This is a genomic window from Burkholderia glumae LMG 2196 = ATCC 33617 (genome assembly GCF_000960995.1).
Taxonomy (GTDB): domain Bacteria; phylum Pseudomonadota; class Gammaproteobacteria; order Burkholderiales; family Burkholderiaceae; genus Burkholderia; species Burkholderia glumae.
The window spans coordinates 1201475-1220311 of the sequence record NZ_CP009435.1 but is presented as its reverse complement, the minus strand read 5'-3'; the positions used below and the strand labels follow the sequence as shown (position 1 = coordinate 1220311).

Below are 18837 nucleotides of genomic sequence, written 5' to 3'. Positions count from 1 at the left end.
CATGAAAAAGGCGGACCCGCAGGTCCGCCCTTCGCCGCAGCCGGCCGCGCGCCGCTCAGAAACCGAGCCGCTCGCAGACCACCTTGGTCGCCGTCGCCGCGTTCAGCGTGTAGAAGTGCAGCCCCGGCGCGCCTTCCCGGATCAGCCGCTCGCACATCGCGGTGACCACGTCGGCGCCGAACGCGCGGATCGACTCCTTGTCGTCGCCGAAGCTCTCGAGCCGGCGCGCGACCCAGCGCGGCACTTCGGCGCCGCACATCTCGGAGAAGCGCATCAGCTGCGTGAAGTTGGTGATCGGCATGATGCCCGGCACGATCGGCACGTCCACGCCGAGCTTGCGCGCGTCGTCGACGAAGCGGAAGTAGGCGTCCGCGTTGAAGAAGTACTGCGTGATCGCCGAATTCGCGCCGGCCTTCACCTTCTCGGCGAAGTGCAGCAGGTCGAGCTTCGGCGAACGCGACTGCGGATGGTATTCCGGGTACGCGGCCACTTCGAGCCGGAACCAGTCGCCGTGCTCGGCGCGGATGAAGCTGACGAGTTCCGACGCGTAGCGCAGCTCGCCCACCTCGCCCATGCCCGACGGCAGATCGCCGCGCAGCGCGACGATGTGGCGGATGCCGTGCGAACGGTACTGGTCGAGCACCGCGCGCAGGTTGTCCTTCGAGGCGCCGATGCACGACAGGTGCGGCGCGGCCAGCAGGCCGTCCTTCTGCATGTCGAGCACCGTGTCGAGCGTGCCTTGCTGCGTCGAGCCGCCGGCGCCGAACGTCACGGAGACGAACTTCGGCTTCAGCGGCAGGAGCTGCGCGCGCGTGGCGCGCAGCTTGTCGACGCCCTCCGCCGTCTTCGGCGGAAAGAATTCCAGGGAGAGTTCGATCGGTTTCATGATTCGGATGGGCCCGCGCTCAGCCGATGCTGCGCTGGCCGAAGATCAGGGCGGACAGGAGCCACGACACGATGCTGTACAGGATCGAGCCGAAGAACGCCGACCAGAAGCCGGACACCTCGAAGCCCTTCAGCAGCGACGACGCCAGCCAGAAGCAGAGCGCGTTGACGACGAGGATGAACAGGCCAAGCGTGAGGATCGTCACGGGCAGCGTCAGCAGGATCAGCACCGGCCGGATCACCGCGTTGATCAGCCCGAGCACGACCGCGACGATCAGCGCCGTCCCGAAGCTGCGGATGTGGATCGACGGCACCAGGTAGGTGATGATGAGCAGCGCGAGGGCATTGATGATCCAGGTCAGGATGAGGCTCATGATGGCTCCTGTGCAAGAAAACGGTCCGGGCCGCACGAGCGGCCCGGTGCGGGCCGCGCGGGGCGGCCGGCGCGAAGCGTGTCGCGCGCCGTGCCGGCAGGGCGCGGCGCGCGACACGTCCGTATCCGGCGCGAGGCGCCGGATACGGGATCAGTAACGGTAGTGGTTCGGCTTGAACGGACCGTCCTGCGACACGCCGATGTACGACGCCTGCTCGGGCGAGAGCACCGTCAGGTTCGCGCCGATGCGCGCCAGGTGCAGGCGGGCGACCTTCTCGTCCAGGTGCTTCGGCAGCACGTACACCTTGTTCTCGTACTGCTCGCCGCGCACGAACAGTTCGATCTGCGCGAGCGTCTGGTTGGCGAACGAGTTCGACATCACGAACGACGGATGGCCGGTCGCGCAGCCGAGGTTCACGAGGCGGCCTTCGGCCAGCAGGATCACGCGCTTGCCGTCCGGGAAAATGATGTGGTCGACCTGCGGCTTGATGTTTTCCCACTGGTACTGGCGCGTCGACGCGACGTCGATTTCCGAGTCGAAGTGGCCGATGTTGCAGACGATCGCGTTGTGGCGCATCGCCTTCATGTGGTCATGGCCGATCACGTGGAAGTTGCCGGTGGCCGTCACGAAGATGTCGGCCTTGTCGGCCGCGTATTCCATGGTCACCACGCGGTAGCCTTCCATCGCCGCCTGCAGCGCGCAGATCGGATCGATTTCGGTGACCCACACCGTGGCGCCGAGGCCGCGCAGCGACTGCGCGCAGCCTTTGCCCACGTCGCCGTAGCCGGCCACCACCGCGATCTTGCCCGCGATCATCACGTCGGTGGCGCGCTTGATGCCGTCGACGAGCGACTCGCGGCAGCCGTACAGGTTGTCGAACTTCGACTTGGTGACCGAGTCGTTGACGTTGAAGGCCGGGAACGGCAGGCGGCCGTCCTTTTCCATCTGGTACAGGCGATGCACGCCGGTGGTGGTCTCTTCCGTCACGCCCTTGATGTGGGCGAGACGCTTCGAATACCACTGGCCGTCCACGTCGAGGTGCGCGGCGATCGACTTGTACAGCGCGACTTCCTCCTCGTTGGTCGGCTTGGCGATCACCGAGCGATCCTTCTCGGCCTTGGCGCCGAGGATCAGCAGCAGCGTCGCGTCGCCGCCGTCGTCGAGGATCATGTTGGCGAACTCGCCGTTCGGCCATTCGAAGATGCGGTGCGAGTACTCCCAGTACTGGTCGAGCGACTCGCCCTTGAACGCGAACACCGGCGTGCCGGCCTCGACGATCGCGGCGGCCGCGTGATCCTGCGTCGAGAAGATGTTGCACGAGGCCCAGCGCACGTCGGCGCCGAGCGCCTTGAGCGTCTCGATCAGCACGCCGGTCTGGATCGTCATGTGCAGCGAGCCGGCGATGCGCGCTCCCTTGAGCGGCTGCGCGGCCTGGTACTCGTCGCGGATCTGCATCAGGCCGGGCATCTCGGTCTCGGCGATGGTCAGTTCCTTGCGGCCCCAAGCGGCCAGCGAGAGATCGGCGACGACGTAGTCCTGGGAAGCTTTCGGGTCGATAACGGCGTTCATCACGCCCTCCTTTCTAATCAAAGATTGGTGACGTGAGCGCCGTTCAGAAAGCGGCAAGCCCAGCCGGCGCGGCGAATCGTGCGATCCGCGCTGCGCGCCGGGCGGGCCACCGCCTGGTGAAGATTTCCGAGCCTGGCGGGCCGGTGCCCGTCGCAACGCTCCTCGGAAACGAGCAAGGATTGTAGCAAAGTGTCGAGAAGAATTCCCGCGCGCTTCGCAGAAGGCTGGTGGGCCGATTACGGATCGGAGCCGAATTTCCGAGGCGCACCGGCACGCGCGTCCTCTACGCGCGTCCTCTCAGTGTTCGGCTCCCACCCAGGCCTGCTCGCGCAGCCGCGCGCGCAGGCGCGCCACGGCCTGGCTGTGGAGCTGGCACACGCGCGACTCGCTGACCTCGAGCACGGCGCCGATCTCGCGCAGGTTCAGGCCGCGCTCGTAGTAGAGCGACATCAGCAGCTTCTCGCGCTCGGGCAGGCGGTCGATCGCCTCCACCAGCGCCGCGCGCAGATGCTCGTCGAGCAGCGCGGACAGCGGGTCGGAGTGGTCGACGCGGTAGCGGTCGAGGAACGGCTCGTCGTCGGCCGAACGGTCGAAATCCTCGTAGTAGATCAGCTGGCTGCCGTGCAGGTCCTGCAGCATCGCCTGGTAATCGTCGAGCGGCATCTCCAGGTGGGTGGCGACCTCGCTCTCGTTGGCCGAGCGCCCGAGCCGCTGCTCGACCTGATGAATGGCCTGCTCGACCTCGCGCGAGGTCTTGCGCAGGCTGCGCGGCAGCCAATCGTTGCTGCGCAGCTCGTCGAGCATCGCGCCGCGGATGCGCTGCGTCGCATAGGTCTCGAACTGCGCGCCCTGATCCTCCTTGTAGCGGCTCGCCGCATCGAGCAGGCCGATCATGCCGGCCTGGATCAGGTCGTCGAGATCGACGCTCGCAGGCATTTTCGCGACCAGCTGCAGGCCGAGCCGGCGCACCAGCGGCGCATATTTCGCGAGCACCTCGGCCTGCCCCATCCCGCCCTCGCCCATCGCGGACGTGGACAGCTTTCCTTGAGCGTTGTACATCGGCTCCCTCCTGAGTGCCCTTGGGTCAAACGGCGTGCGCCGCGCCCCGTTCGACGGCCGGATGTCCGGCGAAGGCCCGTCCGGCGGGATTCGTCGGACGCATCGGCCAGTACAGCAGGTCTGAGGCGATCTGCCGGTAGTCGCGCGCGGCGGCTGACGACGGAAACGCATCGACCACGGTGTGCACGAGTTCGCGTGCGCGCGGCACCAGCGGATCGGCGCTCACGTAGCCGCCCTCGGCCAGCGCGACCGTCAGATAGCGGCCTGCCACGCCCGCCAGATTCTCGTAGGCGGCGCGCGCGTCGGACTCGCTCTGCACGTGGTTGACCAGCACGCGGAACTGCGCGAGCGCGTGCGCGTAATGGAGCCGCTTCATGCAGGCATAGGCCTCGGTGATCGCGGAGCCGGCCACGCGCGTCACGATCAGCACGTCGTGAGCGGCACGCGCAAGAGCAGAGAGCGCGCCGTTCGCGTCGCGCTGAGCGTCGACGAGCACGATGTCGGCCGCGCCTTCCAGATAGGCGGCAAGGCGTTCATCGTCGTAGCCGTCGCGCGCGAGGTCGGCGGCGACGCACAGGGAAAAGCCGGCTTCGTGACGCACCGCGTTGCCGCTGCGCAACCGGGCGCTGCCGAGCGTCGCGGCGGCCGAATTGGCGTCGTTGCGCTCGTCGACGACGAGCACTTCCTTGCCGAGCGCGGCGAGCGCGGCGGCCAGGTTGACGACGGCCGAGGTGCAGCCGACCCCGACGGGGCCGCCCGTCACCGCGACGATCCGGTTCGCGCGGCCGGCCAGCAGCCGCCGCAGTCCTTCAGCCTGATCGGTGATTCGTTTATCCAAAGTAGACCTCGTGATGTCCGGAACCCGGACGGCCGCCAGCCAGGGCGGACAGCATGCCGGGCAGATCGTCTTCGAGCGGCACGAACGGCGAGCCGTCTCGCGGTACACAGAACGCGCTCTTGAGCAGGAACTTGCGCGTTGCCACGTATAAGTTCTCCGGCACCTTCTGGCCGGTCGACACGTAATGCACCGGCAGCTGGTAGCGGATCACGGTGTCGAGCACGCCGCCGAGGTTGGTGGCCTCGTCGAGCTTGGTCAGGATGCAGCCGGCCAGATCGGGCTGGTCGGAGCCGCGATAGGCCTGCACCACCTCGTTGAGCGTGTCGCCGTGGCTGGTGGCCGCGAGCAGCAGCAGGCGCTGCACGCGCGCGTCGGCGCCCTGCAGCATCGCGATCTGGTCGGAGACGGTGCGATCGCGCTGGCTCATGCCGATCGTGTCGATCAGCACGATGTGCTTGTTGCGCAGCTCGGAGAGCGCCAGCTGCAGGTCGCCGCCGTCCTTCACGGCATGCACCGGCACGCCGAGGATCCGGCCGAAGATGCGCAGCTGCTCGTGGCCGCCGATCCGGTAGCTGTCGGTGGTCAGCAGCGCGACCTTGCTGGCGCCGAAGCGCATCACGCAGCGCGCGGCCAGCTTCGCCGTGGTGGTGGTCTTGCCCACGCCGGTCGGCCCCATCAGCGCGAACACGCCGCCGCGCTCCATCAGCGCGTCCTCGCTGTCGAGCACCGGCAGGTTGCCGGCCAGCACCGATTCGGCCCAGTCGCAGGCGCCTTCGAAGCTGCCCGCCGAGACCCCGGCCGGCAGGTTGTCGACCACCGTGCGCACCAGCTGGGCCGAGAAGCCGGCCGCGAACAGCCGCTTGGTCAGCGCGCCGTGCAGCGGCGTGCGGCGCTGGCGGTCGTTCCACATCAGGCCGGCGAACTGCTCCTCCATCATGCCGCGCATCGCGCTCAGCTCGTGCATCACCGTTTCGTTGACGATGCGCTCGATGCGCGCGTTGACCTCGTCGGCCAGCGTGGCGGCCGACGCGCCGGCGCGTTCCGCCTGCTTCGGCGCGGCGGCGGCCGCGGCGGTGGCGCGCGCGGCGCTCGCCTCGGCGGACTGGCGCGCGGCCACGTTGCGCACGATGTCGCGCGCCCACTCGGGCGGCTCGCCGTCGTTGCGCGCGGCCGGCGCGATCGGGCTCGCGGCGCCCGGCGACGCCTCGGCGCGCGGCGCCGGCGAGACCAGCGCCTCGTGCTGGCGCGTCAGGCGGCGCGCGTGCTCGACGAGCCACGGCGCGGGGGCCGAGGACGCGGCCGGCTCGTCCTGCACCGGCGCGGCGGCCACGGTGGCGGCCGGCGCTTCGCCGTCGTCGAGCAGCTCGTCGTCGGCGTCGAATGCACCCGCCGGCTCGGCGCTCGCGCCGAACACCGACGAGAACACGTCGGGCAGGCCGCCCGAGGCATACGGATTGTTCGGCGCGGCGGCGCGCGGCATGCCCGTCACGGCGCTAGCCGGACGGCTCGCGGGCGGCAAGGCGCGCATGCTGCCGGCGGCGGCGATGGGCGACTTCGGCGACAGCGCGGCGAGTTCGGCGTCCGCGAGGGCGACGATTTCGACCGAGCCGTCGTCAAGCGTGCGGTTCGACAGCACGACGGCATCGCCGCCGAGCGCCTCACGCACCAGACGCAGCGCGTCGCGGCTCGTTGGGCCGGTGAATTTGCGGATGTTCAAGCGTTACCCCCGATGACGTTCGTGACTTTGATCGTGCGTGTCTCCGGCACTTCGGCGTAAGACAGCACCTTCAATTGCGGCAGGCTGCGGCGCAGGAAGCGCGCGAGCATCGCGCGCAGCGCGTGCTGCACCAGCAGCACGGGCGGCAGCCCCATGTTCTGCTGCCGCAGCATCGCTTCTTGCGTGCCCATCAGCAGCGTCTGCGCGAGTCCGGGCTCGAGGCCCGGGTTCGCGCCGGTGGCGAGCGCCTGCGACAGCACGCGCTCGAGATTCGAATCGAGTCCCATCACCTGCATCTCACCCGAGCCCGGATACCACTGCTGGGTGATCGCGCGGCCGAGCGCGAGCCGCACGGCCGCGGTCAGGTCGTAGGGATCGGTGATGCGGCCGGCCTGCTCGGAGACCGCCTCGATGATGGTGCGCATGTCGCGGATCGGCACGCCTTCCTCGAGCAGGTTCTGCAGCACCCGCTGCAGCGTGGTCAGCGACACCGTCTTCGGCACCAGATCCTCGATCAGCGACGGCGCATCGCGGCCGGTGCGCTCCAGCAGCGCCTGCACTTCCTGGCGGCCGAGCAGCTCGGCGGCGTGCTGCACCACCAGGTGGTTCAGGTGGGTCGCCACCACGGTGCTGGCGTCCACCACCGTGTAGCCGTACACCTGCGCCTGCTCGCGCTGCGACACGTCGATCCAGACGGCCGGCAGCCCGAACGCCGGGTCGCGCGTCTGCGCGCCGGGCAGCGCGGCCGTGACCTGGCCCGGGTTGATCGCGAGCCACTGGCCCGGATAGGCCTCGCCGGTGCCGACTTCCACGCCCTTGAGCGCGATCCGGTAGCCGTTGGGGCGCAGCTCGAGGTTGTCGCGGATATGGATCACCGGCGGCAGGAAGCCGATTTCCTGCGCGAACTTCTTGCGGATGCTCTTGATCCGCTTGAGCAGCTCGCCGTCGCCGCCGGCCTCGACGAGCGGGATCAGCCGGTAGCCGACCTCGAGCCCGAGCGGATCGATCAGCGTGACGTCTTCCCAGGTCGCTTCGTGGCTGTCGGCCGGCAGCGCCGCGGGCGGGGCGATCTCGCTGACCGCGCCCATCGCTTGACGGGCGGCCTCGCGGCGGCGCATGGTGCGCGCCATCCAGATCGCGCCGCCGCCGAGCAGCAGGAACGCGAAGTGGGGCATGTTCGGGATCAGGCCCATCAGCACGATGATGGTGCCGGTGATGGTCAGCACGCGCGGGTTGGCGAACAGCTGGCCCGTGATCTGCGTGCCGATGTCCTCGTCGGTGGCCACCCGCGAGACGATCACGCCGGCCGCGGTCGAGATCACCAGCGACGGGATCTGCGCGACCAGGCCGTCGCCGATGGTCAGCAGCGTGTAGTTCTTGCCGGCCGCGGCGAAGCTCATGTCGTGCTGCACGATGCCCACGATCAGCCCGCCGATCACGTTGATCGCCATGATGACGAGGCCCGCGATCGCATCGCCGCGCACGAACTTCGAGGCGCCGTCCATCGAGCCGTAGAACTCGGCTTCCTGTGCCACCGACACGCGCCGCTTGCGCGCCTGCTCCTCGTTGATGAGGCCGGCGTTGAGGTCGGCGTCGATCGCCATCTGCTTGCCGGGCATCGCGTCGAGCGTGAAGCGCGCCGACACTTCGGCGATCCGCCCCGCGCCCTTGGTGATCACCGTGAAGTTGATGATCATCAGGATCACGAACACGACGATGCCGACCGCGAAATTGCCGCCCACCAGGAAGTGGCCGAACGCCTCGATCACCTGGCCGGCCGCGTCGGGGCCGGTGTGGCCCTCGAGCAGCACCACGCGCGTGGAGGCCACGTTCAGCGACAACCGCAGCAGCGTGGAGAACAGCAGCACGCTCGGGAACGCCGCGAAATCGAGCGGCTTCATGGTGTACATGCTGACCAGCAGCACCATCACCGACAGCGCGATGTTGAACGTGAACAGCAGATCCAGCAGCATCGGCGGCAGCGGCAGGATCATCATGCCGAGGATCATGCAGATCAGGATCGGCCCGGCCAGCGCGCGCAGATTGGCGGCGTCGAAGCGCCCCGCGAGCTTGGTCGACAGCCCGGACGGCGTGCTCATGCGACATCTCCTTCGTTACGTGCGCCGCGGCCCGCCGCGGGTGTGCCGAGTACCTCGGCGGCTTCCTGCAATTCGTCCTCGTCGTCGATCTCGGCGCCCTTGTCGAGCTCGGGCGGCACGTCCAGGTCGACCGGCTCGGCCGGGAACGCCCCGCCCTCGCTGCGAAAGCGCTTGAGCTGGTAGACCCATGCCAGCACTTCGGCGACGGCCGAATAGAGCGAGCCCGGGATCTCGCGCTCGAGGTCCACGTTGTGATACAGGGCGCGCGCGAGCGGCGGCGCCTCGAGAATCGGCACGCGGTGCTCCTCGGCCAGTTCGCGGATGCGCAGGGCCACCAGGTTCACGCCCTTGGCGATCACCTTCGGGGCACGCATCTCGCCGTCGGTATAGCGCAGCGCGACCGCGAAGTGGGTCGGGTTGGTGACCACCACGTCGGCCTTCGGCACGTTGGCCATCATCCGGCGGCGCGCCATCGCGCGCTGCTGCTGGCGAATCCGGCCCTTCACGTGCGGATCGCCCTCGCTCTCGCGGTGCTCGCGCTTGACTTCTTCCTTGGTCATGCGCAGCTTCTTGTTGTACTGCCAGATCTGGTACGGCACGTCCATGCCGGCCACCACCAGCATGCCCGCCACCGTCATGCCGCAGCACACCGCCACCAGGTGCAGGGTGCCGGCCAGCGCCTCGTGCAGCGGCAGGTTGAGCAGGCCGAGCATCTCGTCGTGGCTGCGCCAGATCGCGATGCCGCCGATGCCGCCGACGATCACCGTCTTGGCCAGCGCCATGCCGAGCTGGATCACGCCCTGCGGCGAGAAGATCCGGCCCAGGCCCGAGATCGGGTCGAGCCGGTCGAACTTGAAGCCGATCGCCTTGGTCGAGAGCAGCCAGCCGCCCAGCGCGATCGGCGCCGCGAGCGCGGCCAGGCCGGTCAGCGCCAGCACCGGCGCGATCGCGGACAGCCCCTCCATGCCCGCGCGGCCGGCGCCCGTCAGCATCTGGTGGGTGTCGAAGGCGCTCGCGCGGTCGAACGTGAGCGAGCCGCGCAGCATGGTACGCAGATGTTCGCCGATCGGACCGGACAGCAGCCAGGCTCCATAGAAACCAGCGGCGAGCAGCGCGAACGAAGCGAATTCGCGCGAGCGCGCGACCTGCCCCTCCTCGCGCGCCTTTTCACGGCGCCGGGGAGTGGCATCTTCGGTTTTTTCGAGATCGCTGTCCTCTGCCACTGCAGCCTCCGGTCGGAGACGGCGGGATGCCGTTTCCAGTACAGCGATTATTGATGGAGAGGGCCAGCGGCGATCGGTCGAGGAAAGCGGGGAAACGGGGGTATTTCAGACGATCGGGGTGCGCCGCCGCGGTGAAAACGACGCGACGCGGTCGGCCGGGTAGCCGGGTGGCGGCAGGATCGCCCCGTGCGGCGCCGGGCACCGCGCGCCAGATGGGAGCCCGGGAGCCCGGGAGCCGGGCCTGGCCGCGACGCCGGCACGAGATGGCCGGCCGCTCCCAATGAAACCGGGTGCCGACGGCGGCGGCCGCGGCGGCGCGCCGACGACGCCGCGCCTGCCCGGCTCCGCTGGCCGTCCTATGTCTGGTGTCCAGCCGCAGCGCGTTCGAGCGCCGCCAGGTCGAGCTTCTTCATCGTCATCAAGGCACCCATCACGCGGGCCGCCTGCGCCGCGTCGGCCTCGCCGAGCAGCACGGGCAGCTGCACCGGCACGACCTGCCACGACACGCCGAAGCGGTCCTTGAGCCAGCCGCATTGCTGGGCGCTCTCGTCGCAACCATCGCCGAGGCTCGTCCAGTAGCGGTCGATCTCGTCCTGCGAGCGGCAGTTGACCACGAACGACACGGCCGGCGTGATCCGGAACACCGGCCCGCCGTTGATCGCCGAGAAGGCCTGCCCGGCCAGCTCGAACGCCACCGTCATCACCGTGCCCTCCGCCTGGCCGGCCGCGCGGGCGCCTTCCCTGCCGTAGCGCGCGATCCGCGTGATGCGCGAATCGTCGAACACCGACACATAGAAATTCGCCGCGGCCTCGGCTTCATGATCGAACCACAGGAACGGCGTGATTCGCTGGATCGACGGCAGGGCCGTCGCAGTCGTCTGATGCATCGCGTGCCTCCGGGTGTGCGCGCGCCGGACCGGACGGCGCAAGGCGCCGTGCCGCCGACGCGGCCGAACCCCGATGATAGGCGCCGCGCGCCGGGCCTGCCCGCCATGAAAAAGGGCATGACCACCCGGCCCAACGGGCCGGGCGATCATGCCCTCGTCAGGCGGCGGCCCGCGGGCCGCGTCGCCTCAGAGCGCGACGAACGGCGTCTGCGTGCCGCCGATGCTGCGCTGGTCGATGCCGAAGTAGATGGTGCGGCCGTAGAAATGCGGCAGCCCGAAATCGAGCGTCGAATTCTGGCCGAACGGCCCGCCCAGGTTCGCGATCGCGTATGCGCCGGTGTTGAACAGCGTCTGCGCATTGGCGATCGTGAACGCGACGCTCAGGTTGTTGGTGCCGTCGGTCACCGTCGCCGTCAGGTCCACGTTCGCGCTCGGGCAGTAGAACGAGGTGTTGCGGCTGCAGGTCGGCAGCGAGGCGCCGCCGCTGCTGTCGAAGAAATACGCGTTCGAGCCGGTGTCGAAGAACGCCGCCGAAATCGCGCGGCCCTGGAACGTGCCCGTCAGGTCGCCCGCGGTGGTGGTGGTGAGCCGCGTGACGCCGCTCGGCAGCGCGGCCGGCACGCCGAGCGTGAGCACGCCGGTGGCGATGCCGCCGCTCGGTGCGTTGAGCTGCACCGACACGCCGTTGTTGTTGCTCGGCAGACGCGCCACCGGGTTCGCGACCTGCGCGTTCAGCGCCACCGTGGTGGCCGTGCAGGCGCCGCTCGAGGGGCATGAGTAGTAGTTGCTGAAGGTGGTCGACGACACGCACGCGACGCCGCAATCGAACGGTGCCGGGCCAACCCCCAGGATGCCGTTCGCGCCGAGCGCCGCGACCGTGTTCGCCGAGGTGCTGCCGTTCGAGCAGCTGCTCGGCACGTTCGAGGTGCCGAGGTCGCCGATGATCTGCACCGGCAGCGCGCTCGCGGTGAGCCCGCCGATGGTCACGTCGGCCTGGCGCACCGAGCCCCAGGTGAAGCTCGACACGAACTGCCCGCATTCGGCGAGCGCGCCGCCGTTCGAGGCGCTCTGCGCCGGCAGGTTGCCGAGCACGCCGGAGGCGGCGCTGCTGACGAGGCGCAGCCCGTAGGAGGCGGTGTCGAGCAGCACGTTGTCGATGGTCTGGCAGGTGGCGGTGCCGGGCGCGCACACCTTGACGCTCACGCTCGGCATGTTGACGACGTTCTGCACGCCCGCGTTGACGATGATCGGCATCTGGCCGTTGCTGCCGGTGCCGCCGCTGGTGCCGGAGCTGGAGCCGCCGGAGCTGGAGCCGCTGCTGCTGCCCGCCGTGGACTGCCCGCTGCCGGTGCTGGCGGTGCTGCTGCTGCCGCCGTCGCCGCCGCCGCAGGCCACCAGCAGCGCCGTGATCGCCACCAGGCTCAGCGCGCCGAGCCAGCGAAGAGGATTCGATGAGGTACGCAAGATGGAGCCCCCGGGGTCACTGGATATCATTGCCGGTCACACCGGCCGGCAGCGCCGCCGGCAGCCAGGCCTGGCCGACGAAGGCGCCCATGTGGCCGCCCGCGTGGACCACCAGCGAGCCGGAATCGACCGTGATCGGCGCGCGCAGGCCGTGCGCCGCGTGGGACGCCTCGACGCCGGACATGTATTGCGGCAGATAGCTGCCGAGCAGCGCCGCCAGATCGGGCCGGGTCGGGCCTTGCCAGGCGAGGCCGAACACCGTGCCGCTCGCGTTCAAATACTCGCGAATCACGGTGCCGGAACCCAATTTAGTCTCGCGCACCGTGTAGGCACCGCGGGCCGCCGTGCCCGAACCGGCGAGCTGGGCGCTCGCGTTGACGGTGGGCGACAGGGTGCGCACCACGGCGGCGGTGTCGCCGGCGGGCGGCGGCGTGGGCGCCCCGCCGAGTTCCGCGAACGCGCTGGCCGCGCAGCCCGCAGCCAGCAGACCAACGGCCCATTTCGCGGCCAGGCCGCGCATCTGTATCGATTTCAATCCGTCACCTCTCCTGAGCGACGCCGCGGCACGTGCCTCGGCCGCCGCGAACCAGCACCGGCCCGTCTCGCCGGCCGACGGCCGGCAGCGGGAAGTTCGACCGGTAGTATGCCTTCGACGCGAGTCAAAAACCAACTGGAAAACGGCCGCAACAGGCAATGGTCACGAAGCGCCGGCCGGCCGCCCGAAAATGGGGCGGCGCGGCAGCGGCGACAGCAAGGGGCCGAGGGCCGGGACCGCGAGGCCCCGGGGCCGGCCGCCTCGCTCAGAAGCCCAGGCTGGCCAGCAGGTCGTCGACCTGCGCCTGGTCCTGCACCACGTCGGCCCGGCCTTCGGGCGCGATCTGCGGGCCGTTGAGCAGGGCCTCGGGCACCGCCTCGGCGGCGGCCAGCGCGGCGGCGTTCGCGGCGAACTGCTCGCGGCGCTCCGGCGCGATGTTGTCGACCAGCACGCCGAGCAGCTGCTGCTCGATCATGCAGACCATGTCCATGATCTTCTTGATCACCTGACCGGTCAGATCCTGGAAATCCTGCGCGAGCATGATTTCGAGCAGCTGGGCATTGGTCGCCGAAGTCGCCTCGGGCAGCGCGCCGAGGAACGAACGCGTGTCGTCCATCAGCTCGCGCACCTCGGCACGCTCGATCGGCGCGCGATACCAGGCCTCCCAGCGGGCGTCGAGCGCCTCGGCCTCGGTCTGCATGCGCTCCTGCACCGGCTTGGCGACCTCGATCGCGGTCAGCACGCGCTCGGCGGCCTGTTCGGTCATGGCCGCGACGTAGCGCAGCCGGTCGCGTGCATCGGGCACCGCCTGGGCGGCCTGCTGGACGTGCTTGTCGAGCCCGAGCTCGTGCATCGAATCGCGCAGCGTGCGGGTGAGCTGGCCGATTCTTGCAAGAATCCGGTCGCTCGTCAGATCCGCGCCATCCGCGGATGGCTCGACGGGAGAATCCGCGCCAGCCGGCGCAGCATGAATCGGCTTGTTCATCTCAGCTCCCCGTCTTCGCCAACTTTTCAAGAATCTTGTTCAACTTCTCGTCGAGGGTAGCCGCGGTGAACGGCTTCACGACGTAACCGCTCGCGCCCGCCTGGGCGGCCGCGATGATGTTCTCCTTCTTCGACTCGGCCGTCACCATCAGCACCGGCAGGTGCGAGAGCGCGGCGTCGGCGCGGATCTCCTTGAGCATCGCCAGACCGTCGAGATTCGGCATGTTCCAGTCCGAGATCACGAAGTCGAAGCCGCCGCCCTTCAGGCGCGCGAGCCCGGCGGCACCATCCTCGGCCTCGTCCACGTTGCCGTAGCCAAGTTCCTTGAGCAGGTTGCGAACGATCCGGCGCATCGTCGGAAAGTCGTCCACAACCAGAATTTTCATGTTTTTGTCCATCACCATTCCTCTACGAAATTCAGTCATCCGGCGGCGCCGTCAGACGCGCTGCACCCGCTCGCCCATCGAGGCCAGCACGCGCCGACTCATTTCCGACAGCGGCACCACCTCGTCGGCCCCGCCCAGCGCGATCGCCTCGCGCGGCATGCCGAACACCACGCAGCTCGCCTCGTCCTGCGCGAACGTGTGAGCGCCCGCGCGCTTCATCTCGAGCAGGCCGGCCGCGCCGTCGCGGCCCATGCCGGTCAGGATCACGCCGATCGCATTCTTGCCCGCGTGCGTCGCGGCCGAGCGGAACAGCACGTCCACCGACGGCCGGTGCCGGTTCACGGGCGGCTCGTCCGACAGATGCGCGAGGTAGTTCGCGCCGCTGCGGGCAAGCAACAAATGTGCGTGCCCGGGCGCGATGTACGCATGTCCGGGCAGCACCCGCTCGCCGTGTTCGGCTTCCTTCACGGCGATCCGGCACAGCGTGTTCAGGCGCTGCGCGAACGACTTCGTGAAACCGGGCGGCATGTGCTGCGCGATCAGCACCGCGGGCGCGTCGGGCGGCAGCGGCACCAGCAGCTCGCGAATCGCCTCGGTGCCGCCCGTGGAGGCGCCGACGATCAGCAGCTTTTCGGTACTGACGAGCGGATTGTTCACCAGCGGCGCGCTGGCGTGGCCGCTCGCGGAGGCCGGCCGGGCCGGCGCCGCCTGCCGCACGCGCGCACGCGCCGCGGCGCGCAGCTTATCGGCCAGCAGCTCCGCGTAGTCGAGCATGCCGTCGCGAATCCCGACCCGCGGTTTCGTAACAAAATCAACCGCGCCGAGTTCCAGCGCGCGCAGCGTGATTTCGGAGCCGCGCTCGGTCAGAGACGATACCATCACCACCGGCATCGGACGCAAACGCATCAGGCGCTCGAGGAAATCGAGCCCGTCCATGCGCGGCATCTCGACGTCGAGCGTCAGTACGTCCGGGTTGTGCTGCTTGATCAGTTCGCGCGCGACGAGCGGGTCCGGCGCGGTCGCCACCACCGTCATGTCGGGCTGTCCATTGATGATCTCGGTCATCAGGCTGCGGATCAGCGCCGAATCGTCGACGCACAATACCTTGATTTTCTGCACGGTGCTCAGGCCTCCTGCTTTTTTGTTCCGGCCGCAGCCGATGAGCCGAACAGCTCGACGCGCGGCTTCGGCGATGCCGGCGCGGAAAACAGTTCGACATGGGCGCGCGCACGTTGCGCGCGGGCGGCTTTCGCGTCGGCCGCCGCGCGGGCGAGCTCGGCTTCGCGCTCCGCCACGCCGGGTACCGACAGCCGCAGTTTCTTGACCATCGCCTGGCCCGTGCGGGGCATGAACGCGACCTTGCGCGGATGCACGCCCTGCAGATCCTCGGCGGCGATGCGGATCTTCTCGAGCGCCAGGTAGCGGCGCACGAAATCGGCGTTGCGGTCACCGATATTGATGGTGGTCATGCCGGCCAGCACGGCCGCGCCGCCGAACACCTTCGCCTCGAAGCGCTCGCGCCGCCCGCCCGCCTTGATCAGTTCGTTGATCAGCACTTCCATCGCATAGGCGCCGTAGCGCATCGAGTCGGAGGCGGTGGCGCGCACGTCGGCGCCGTCGTCGGGCAGCATGAAGTGGTTCATGCCGCCGAGCCCCGCGAACGGGTCGTGCAGGCAGGCGGCCACGCACGAGCCGAGCACGGTGACCAGCACCAAGTCCTCGCGCGTGGTGAAGAATTCGTTCGGCAACAGCTTCACGCCGGGACGGCCGAAGTGGTTGTCGAAATAGTGGTTGCTCGCGATCGGCAGTGGCGCGCTCATGCGTCCTCCCCGGCCAGGCTTGGCGCGGCATCGGCGACGGCGGACGGACGCGGCCGGGCGCGCGCCGTGCCGGCCGGCCCCGCGTCGCGCGTGCGCTCGTAGACGGTCTGGCCGCGCAGCCGGAACGCCTGCGTCACGTAGGAGAAATTCTCCGAATGGCCGGCAAACAGCAGGCCGCCCGGCTTGAGCAGCGGCTCGAAGCGCGTCAGCACCTGGGCCTGGGTCGGCTTGTCGAAATAAATCATCACATTGCGGCAGAAGATCGCGTCGAAGCTCTGGCCGCTGATGCCGTAGTCGGCGTCGGTCAGGTTGAGCGGCTCGAAGCGGATCATCTGCTTGAGCTCGGGACGCACCTTCACGCGCCCCGCCTGCGGGCCGGTGCCCTTCAGGAAGAAGCGGCGCAGCCGCTCCTGCGACAGGTGCTTGACCTGGTCGAAGGTGTAGACGCCCAGGCGCGCCTTCTCGAGCACCTGGGTATCGAGGTCGGTCGCGAGGATCGTCGCCGAGCGCGCCGCCGACGGGCCGAGCGCCTCGAGCAGCGTGATCGCGATCGTGTACGGCTCCTCGCCGGTGGAAGCCGCCGAGCACCAGACCGACACCGGCGTGGCGCGCGTCTTCACGAAGTCCGCGAGGATCGGGAAGTGGTGCGACTCGCGGAAGAACGCGGTCAGGTTGGTGGTCAGCGCGTTGGTGAACGCCTCCCATTCGACCGGATCGTTGTCGCGTTCGAGCCGGTCGAGATAATCGCGGAAACTGTCGAGGCCGAGCGTGCGCAACCGCCGCGCGAGCCGGCTGTAGGCCATGTCGCGCTTGTGGTCGGACAGCGAGATGCCCGCGCGCCGGTGGATCAGCGCGCGGATTCGCGCGAAATCCTCACCGGTGAAGGCGAAATCACGTCCGGCCTCCGTCGTGCGCGACGGCGACGACGGAAGCTCGAGTCGGGATGCGGAGCGGGCGGGGGCGTTCATCGCGGATGGCTCAGAAGGTTTCCCAATCGTCGTCGGAACCGGCCGAGGCGGCCAGCGCCGGCTTCGGCTCGCTGCCGAGCGCCGGACGCTTGAGCGCGCCACCGCCGACGGCGGCCGGCTTGGCCGTCCGCGGCGCGTGGGCCGGCTTCGCGGCACCGCCGGCCGGCGCGGCCGTGCTGCCGCGGCGGGCGGCGCCGGCTGCGGGGCGGCGCGGCGCCTTGACGGCAACCGGTTCGGCCGGCACTGCCGGGCTGGCAACGGGCTCGGCCGGCGCGGGTTCTTTCGCCGCGCCGGAGGCCGGCGCGGCAAGCGCGGCCACTGCCGCCGGGACAGGCGCCGCAGCCGGGGCAGCGACCGCCGGCGCGGAGGCCGCACGCACCACCGGCACGGCCGGCTTCGACGGACGCACCGGCTGCGGAGCCGGCGCGCGCAGCACCGGTTCGGCCGCGGCCTGCGCGAGCGCGGCGCTGCCACCCTCCACGCGCCAGCGCGCGACCACGCTCTTCAGCTGGCGCGTCTGGTCCTCGAGCGAGGCCGCGGCGGCCGCGGCCTGCTCGACGAGCGCCGCATTCTGCTGCGTCACGGCGTCCATCTGGCCGACCGCGCGGTTGATCTGCTCGATGCCGGTGGACTGCTCGTGCGACGCGGCGCTGATTTCGCCGATGATGTCGGTCACGCGGCGCACCGCCTGCACGATCTCGGCCATCGTGTCGCCGGCGCGGCCGACCAGCTCGGAGCCGCTCTTGACGCTGTCGGCCGAGTCGCCGATCAACTGCTTGATTTCCTTGGCGGCGCTGGCGCTGCGCTGCGCGAGCGAGCGCACTTCGCCTGCCACCACCGCGAAGCCGCGGCCCTGCTCGCCGGCCCGCGCCGCTTCCACGGCCGCGTTCAGCGCCAGGATATTGGTCTGGAACGCGATGCCTTCGATGGTGCCGATGATGTCGACCACCTTGTTCGAGCTGACCGTGATCGCCTGCATGGTCGAGACCACTTCGCTGACCACCTGGCCGCCGCGCGTGGCGATGTCCGACGCGTTGACGGCCAGCTGGCTCGCCTGGCGCGCGTTCTCGGCGTTCTGGCGCACGGTGCCCGTCAGCTGCTCCATGCTGGAGGCGGTTTCCTGCAGCGAGGCGGCCTGCTGCTCGGTGCGCTGCGAGAGATCCACGTTGCCGCTCGAGATCTCGTGCGCGCCGACGTCGATCGACTCGGCACCGCGGTGCACCGACTTCACCATCTCGATCATCGCCGTCTGCATCCGGCCGATGCCGGCGAACAGGCGTCCGACCTCGTTGGTGCCGTGCTCGCGCACCTGCCCGGACAGGTCGCCCGAGGCGATCCGCTCGAACTGGTCGATGGCGCGCTCGAGCGGCCCGACGATCAGCCGGCGCAGCGTGACGCGCACGCCGAACACCATCAGCACGGCCAGGCCGATGCCGACCGCGATGCAGCTGATCATCAGCCCGATCTGCGTCTGGATGTTCTCGCGGTGCGAGGCCACGCGCTTGCCGAGCGCGCCGAGTACCGACGCCACGGCGCTGTCGTAGGCCACGAACATGGGGCTGATCTGCGAGTCGGCGATCGCATGGTAGGCGGCGATGTCGGAACCCTTGATGGCGGCGAACTCGGCATCGACCGCGGCCGTGAGCGCGCTGTGACGCGTGGCGAGTTCGTCAGCCATGGCGCTGTCCACGCCCACCTTCTTCGCGTCCTGGAATGCCTGCCAGTTCTTCGCCGAGGTGTCGTACAGCTCCGAGGCGCGATTGAGCGCGCTCTGGGTTTCCTCGACATTGCCCGCCTCCGTCAGCGCGCGGACGCGATCCAGCGCGACGCGCGTGCGCAGCAGATAGGACGAGGTGTCGCTGAGCGCCTGGATGGCCGGCATGTCGCCGCCCACGATCTCGTCGAGCGCGCTGCCCGTATGCTTGAGCGCGACGAGGCCGAGCCCGCCGACCACGGCGGTGAGTAGCACGAACGAGAGACTGACCGCGGTCAGCGTCGTGCGAATCGACCAGTTCTGCAGCATTATCAG

General features: G+C 69.6%; 17 protein-coding genes and 1 riboswitch. All 17 genes read right to left on the bottom strand.

Going from position 1 to position 18837, the window contains the following annotated elements:
- Positions 1-55: 55 nt before the first annotated feature.
- Positions 56-886, bottom strand: coding sequence for a methylenetetrahydrofolate reductase [NAD(P)H] (metF, locus tag KS03_RS18090; RefSeq protein ID WP_012734301.1), 831 nt, complete (start codon positions 884-886; stop codon positions 56-58).
- 19 nt (positions 887-905) lie between these two features.
- Positions 906-1259, bottom strand: a complete 354-nt coding sequence (locus tag KS03_RS18085; protein WP_012734300.1) for a phage holin family protein — start codon at positions 1257-1259, stop codon at positions 906-908.
- Positions 1260-1409: 150 nt separating this feature from the next.
- The gene (gene ahcY, locus KS03_RS18080) at positions 1410-2828 is read right to left on the bottom strand and encodes an adenosylhomocysteinase (protein WP_012734299.1); all 1419 of its coding nucleotides are present in this window, start codon (positions 2826-2828) and stop codon (positions 1410-1412) included.
- A gap of 100 nt (positions 2829-2928) precedes the next feature.
- Positions 2929-2998: riboswitch (S-adenosyl-L-homocysteine riboswitch) on the bottom strand.
- 127 nt (positions 2999-3125) lie between these two features.
- Entirely contained in the window at positions 3126-3887 is a 762-nt protein-coding gene (locus KS03_RS18075; protein ID WP_017433111.1) for an RNA polymerase sigma factor FliA, read from the bottom strand.
- Between the two features lie 25 nt (positions 3888-3912).
- On the bottom strand, positions 3913-4725 hold the full coding sequence (locus KS03_RS18070; protein WP_012734297.1) for a nucleotide-binding protein: 813 nt from the start codon (positions 4723-4725) through the stop codon (positions 3913-3915).
- Complete coding sequence (flhF, locus tag KS03_RS18065) at positions 4718-6442, bottom strand: flagellar biosynthesis GTPase FlhF (RefSeq protein WP_012734296.1); 1725 nt, start codon at positions 6440-6442, stop codon at positions 4718-4720. The genes KS03_RS18070 and flhF overlap by 8 nt, the downstream gene beginning before the upstream one ends.
- Positions 6439-8541, bottom strand: a complete 2103-nt coding sequence (gene flhA / locus KS03_RS18060; RefSeq protein ID WP_012734295.1) for a flagellar biosynthesis protein FlhA — start codon at positions 8539-8541, stop codon at positions 6439-6441. Before flhA ends, flhF begins: the two co-directional genes overlap by 4 nt.
- Complete coding sequence (flhB, locus tag KS03_RS18055; RefSeq protein WP_012734294.1) at positions 8538-9764, bottom strand: flagellar biosynthesis protein FlhB; 1227 nt, start codon at positions 9762-9764, stop codon at positions 8538-8540. The genes flhA and flhB overlap by 4 nt, the downstream gene beginning before the upstream one ends.
- Before the next feature lie 356 nt (positions 9765-10120).
- Positions 10121-10651 carry a VOC family protein gene (locus KS03_RS18050; RefSeq protein ID WP_012734293.1) on the bottom strand — a complete coding sequence of 177 codons (531 nt, stop codon included), beginning with the start codon at positions 10649-10651 and terminating at the stop codon, positions 10121-10123.
- A gap of 186 nt (positions 10652-10837) precedes the next feature.
- Positions 10838-12115 (bottom strand): DUF3443 domain-containing protein, encoded by a 1278-nt coding sequence (locus tag KS03_RS18045; RefSeq protein ID WP_012734292.1) that lies wholly within the window; start codon positions 12113-12115, stop codon positions 10838-10840.
- Positions 12116-12131: 16 nt separating this feature from the next.
- On the bottom strand, positions 12132-12650 hold the full coding sequence (locus KS03_RS18040) for a DUF2844 domain-containing protein (protein WP_012734291.1): 519 nt from the start codon (positions 12648-12650) through the stop codon (positions 12132-12134).
- Positions 12651-12915: 265 nt separating this feature from the next.
- Positions 12916-13635 (bottom strand): protein phosphatase CheZ, encoded by a 720-nt coding sequence (cheZ, locus tag KS03_RS18035; RefSeq protein ID WP_012734290.1) that lies wholly within the window; start codon positions 13633-13635, stop codon positions 12916-12918.
- A gap of 1 nt (position 13636) precedes the next feature.
- The gene (gene cheY / locus KS03_RS18030) at positions 13637-14032 is read right to left on the bottom strand and encodes a chemotaxis response regulator CheY (RefSeq protein ID WP_012734289.1); all 396 of its coding nucleotides are present in this window, start codon (positions 14030-14032) and stop codon (positions 13637-13639) included.
- A 39-nt stretch (positions 14033-14071) separates the two neighbouring features.
- Positions 14072-15148, bottom strand: coding sequence for a protein-glutamate methylesterase/protein-glutamine glutaminase (locus KS03_RS18025; protein WP_080569281.1), 1077 nt, complete (start codon positions 15146-15148; stop codon positions 14072-14074).
- The gene (gene cheD, locus KS03_RS18020; RefSeq protein ID WP_012734287.1) at positions 15145-15840 is read right to left on the bottom strand and encodes a chemoreceptor glutamine deamidase CheD; all 696 of its coding nucleotides are present in this window, start codon (positions 15838-15840) and stop codon (positions 15145-15147) included. The genes KS03_RS18025 and cheD overlap by 4 nt, the downstream gene beginning before the upstream one ends.
- Positions 15837-16808 carry a CheR family methyltransferase gene (locus KS03_RS18015; protein WP_012734286.1) on the bottom strand — a complete coding sequence of 324 codons (972 nt, stop codon included), beginning with the start codon at positions 16806-16808 and terminating at the stop codon, positions 15837-15839. Before KS03_RS18015 ends, cheD begins: the two co-directional genes overlap by 4 nt.
- A gap of 10 nt (positions 16809-16818) precedes the next feature.
- Positions 16819-18831: a methyl-accepting chemotaxis protein gene (locus tag KS03_RS18010; RefSeq protein WP_012734285.1), complete on the bottom strand. Its 2013-nt coding sequence runs from the start codon at positions 18829-18831 to the stop codon at positions 16819-16821.
- Positions 18832-18837: the final 6 nt, after the last annotated feature.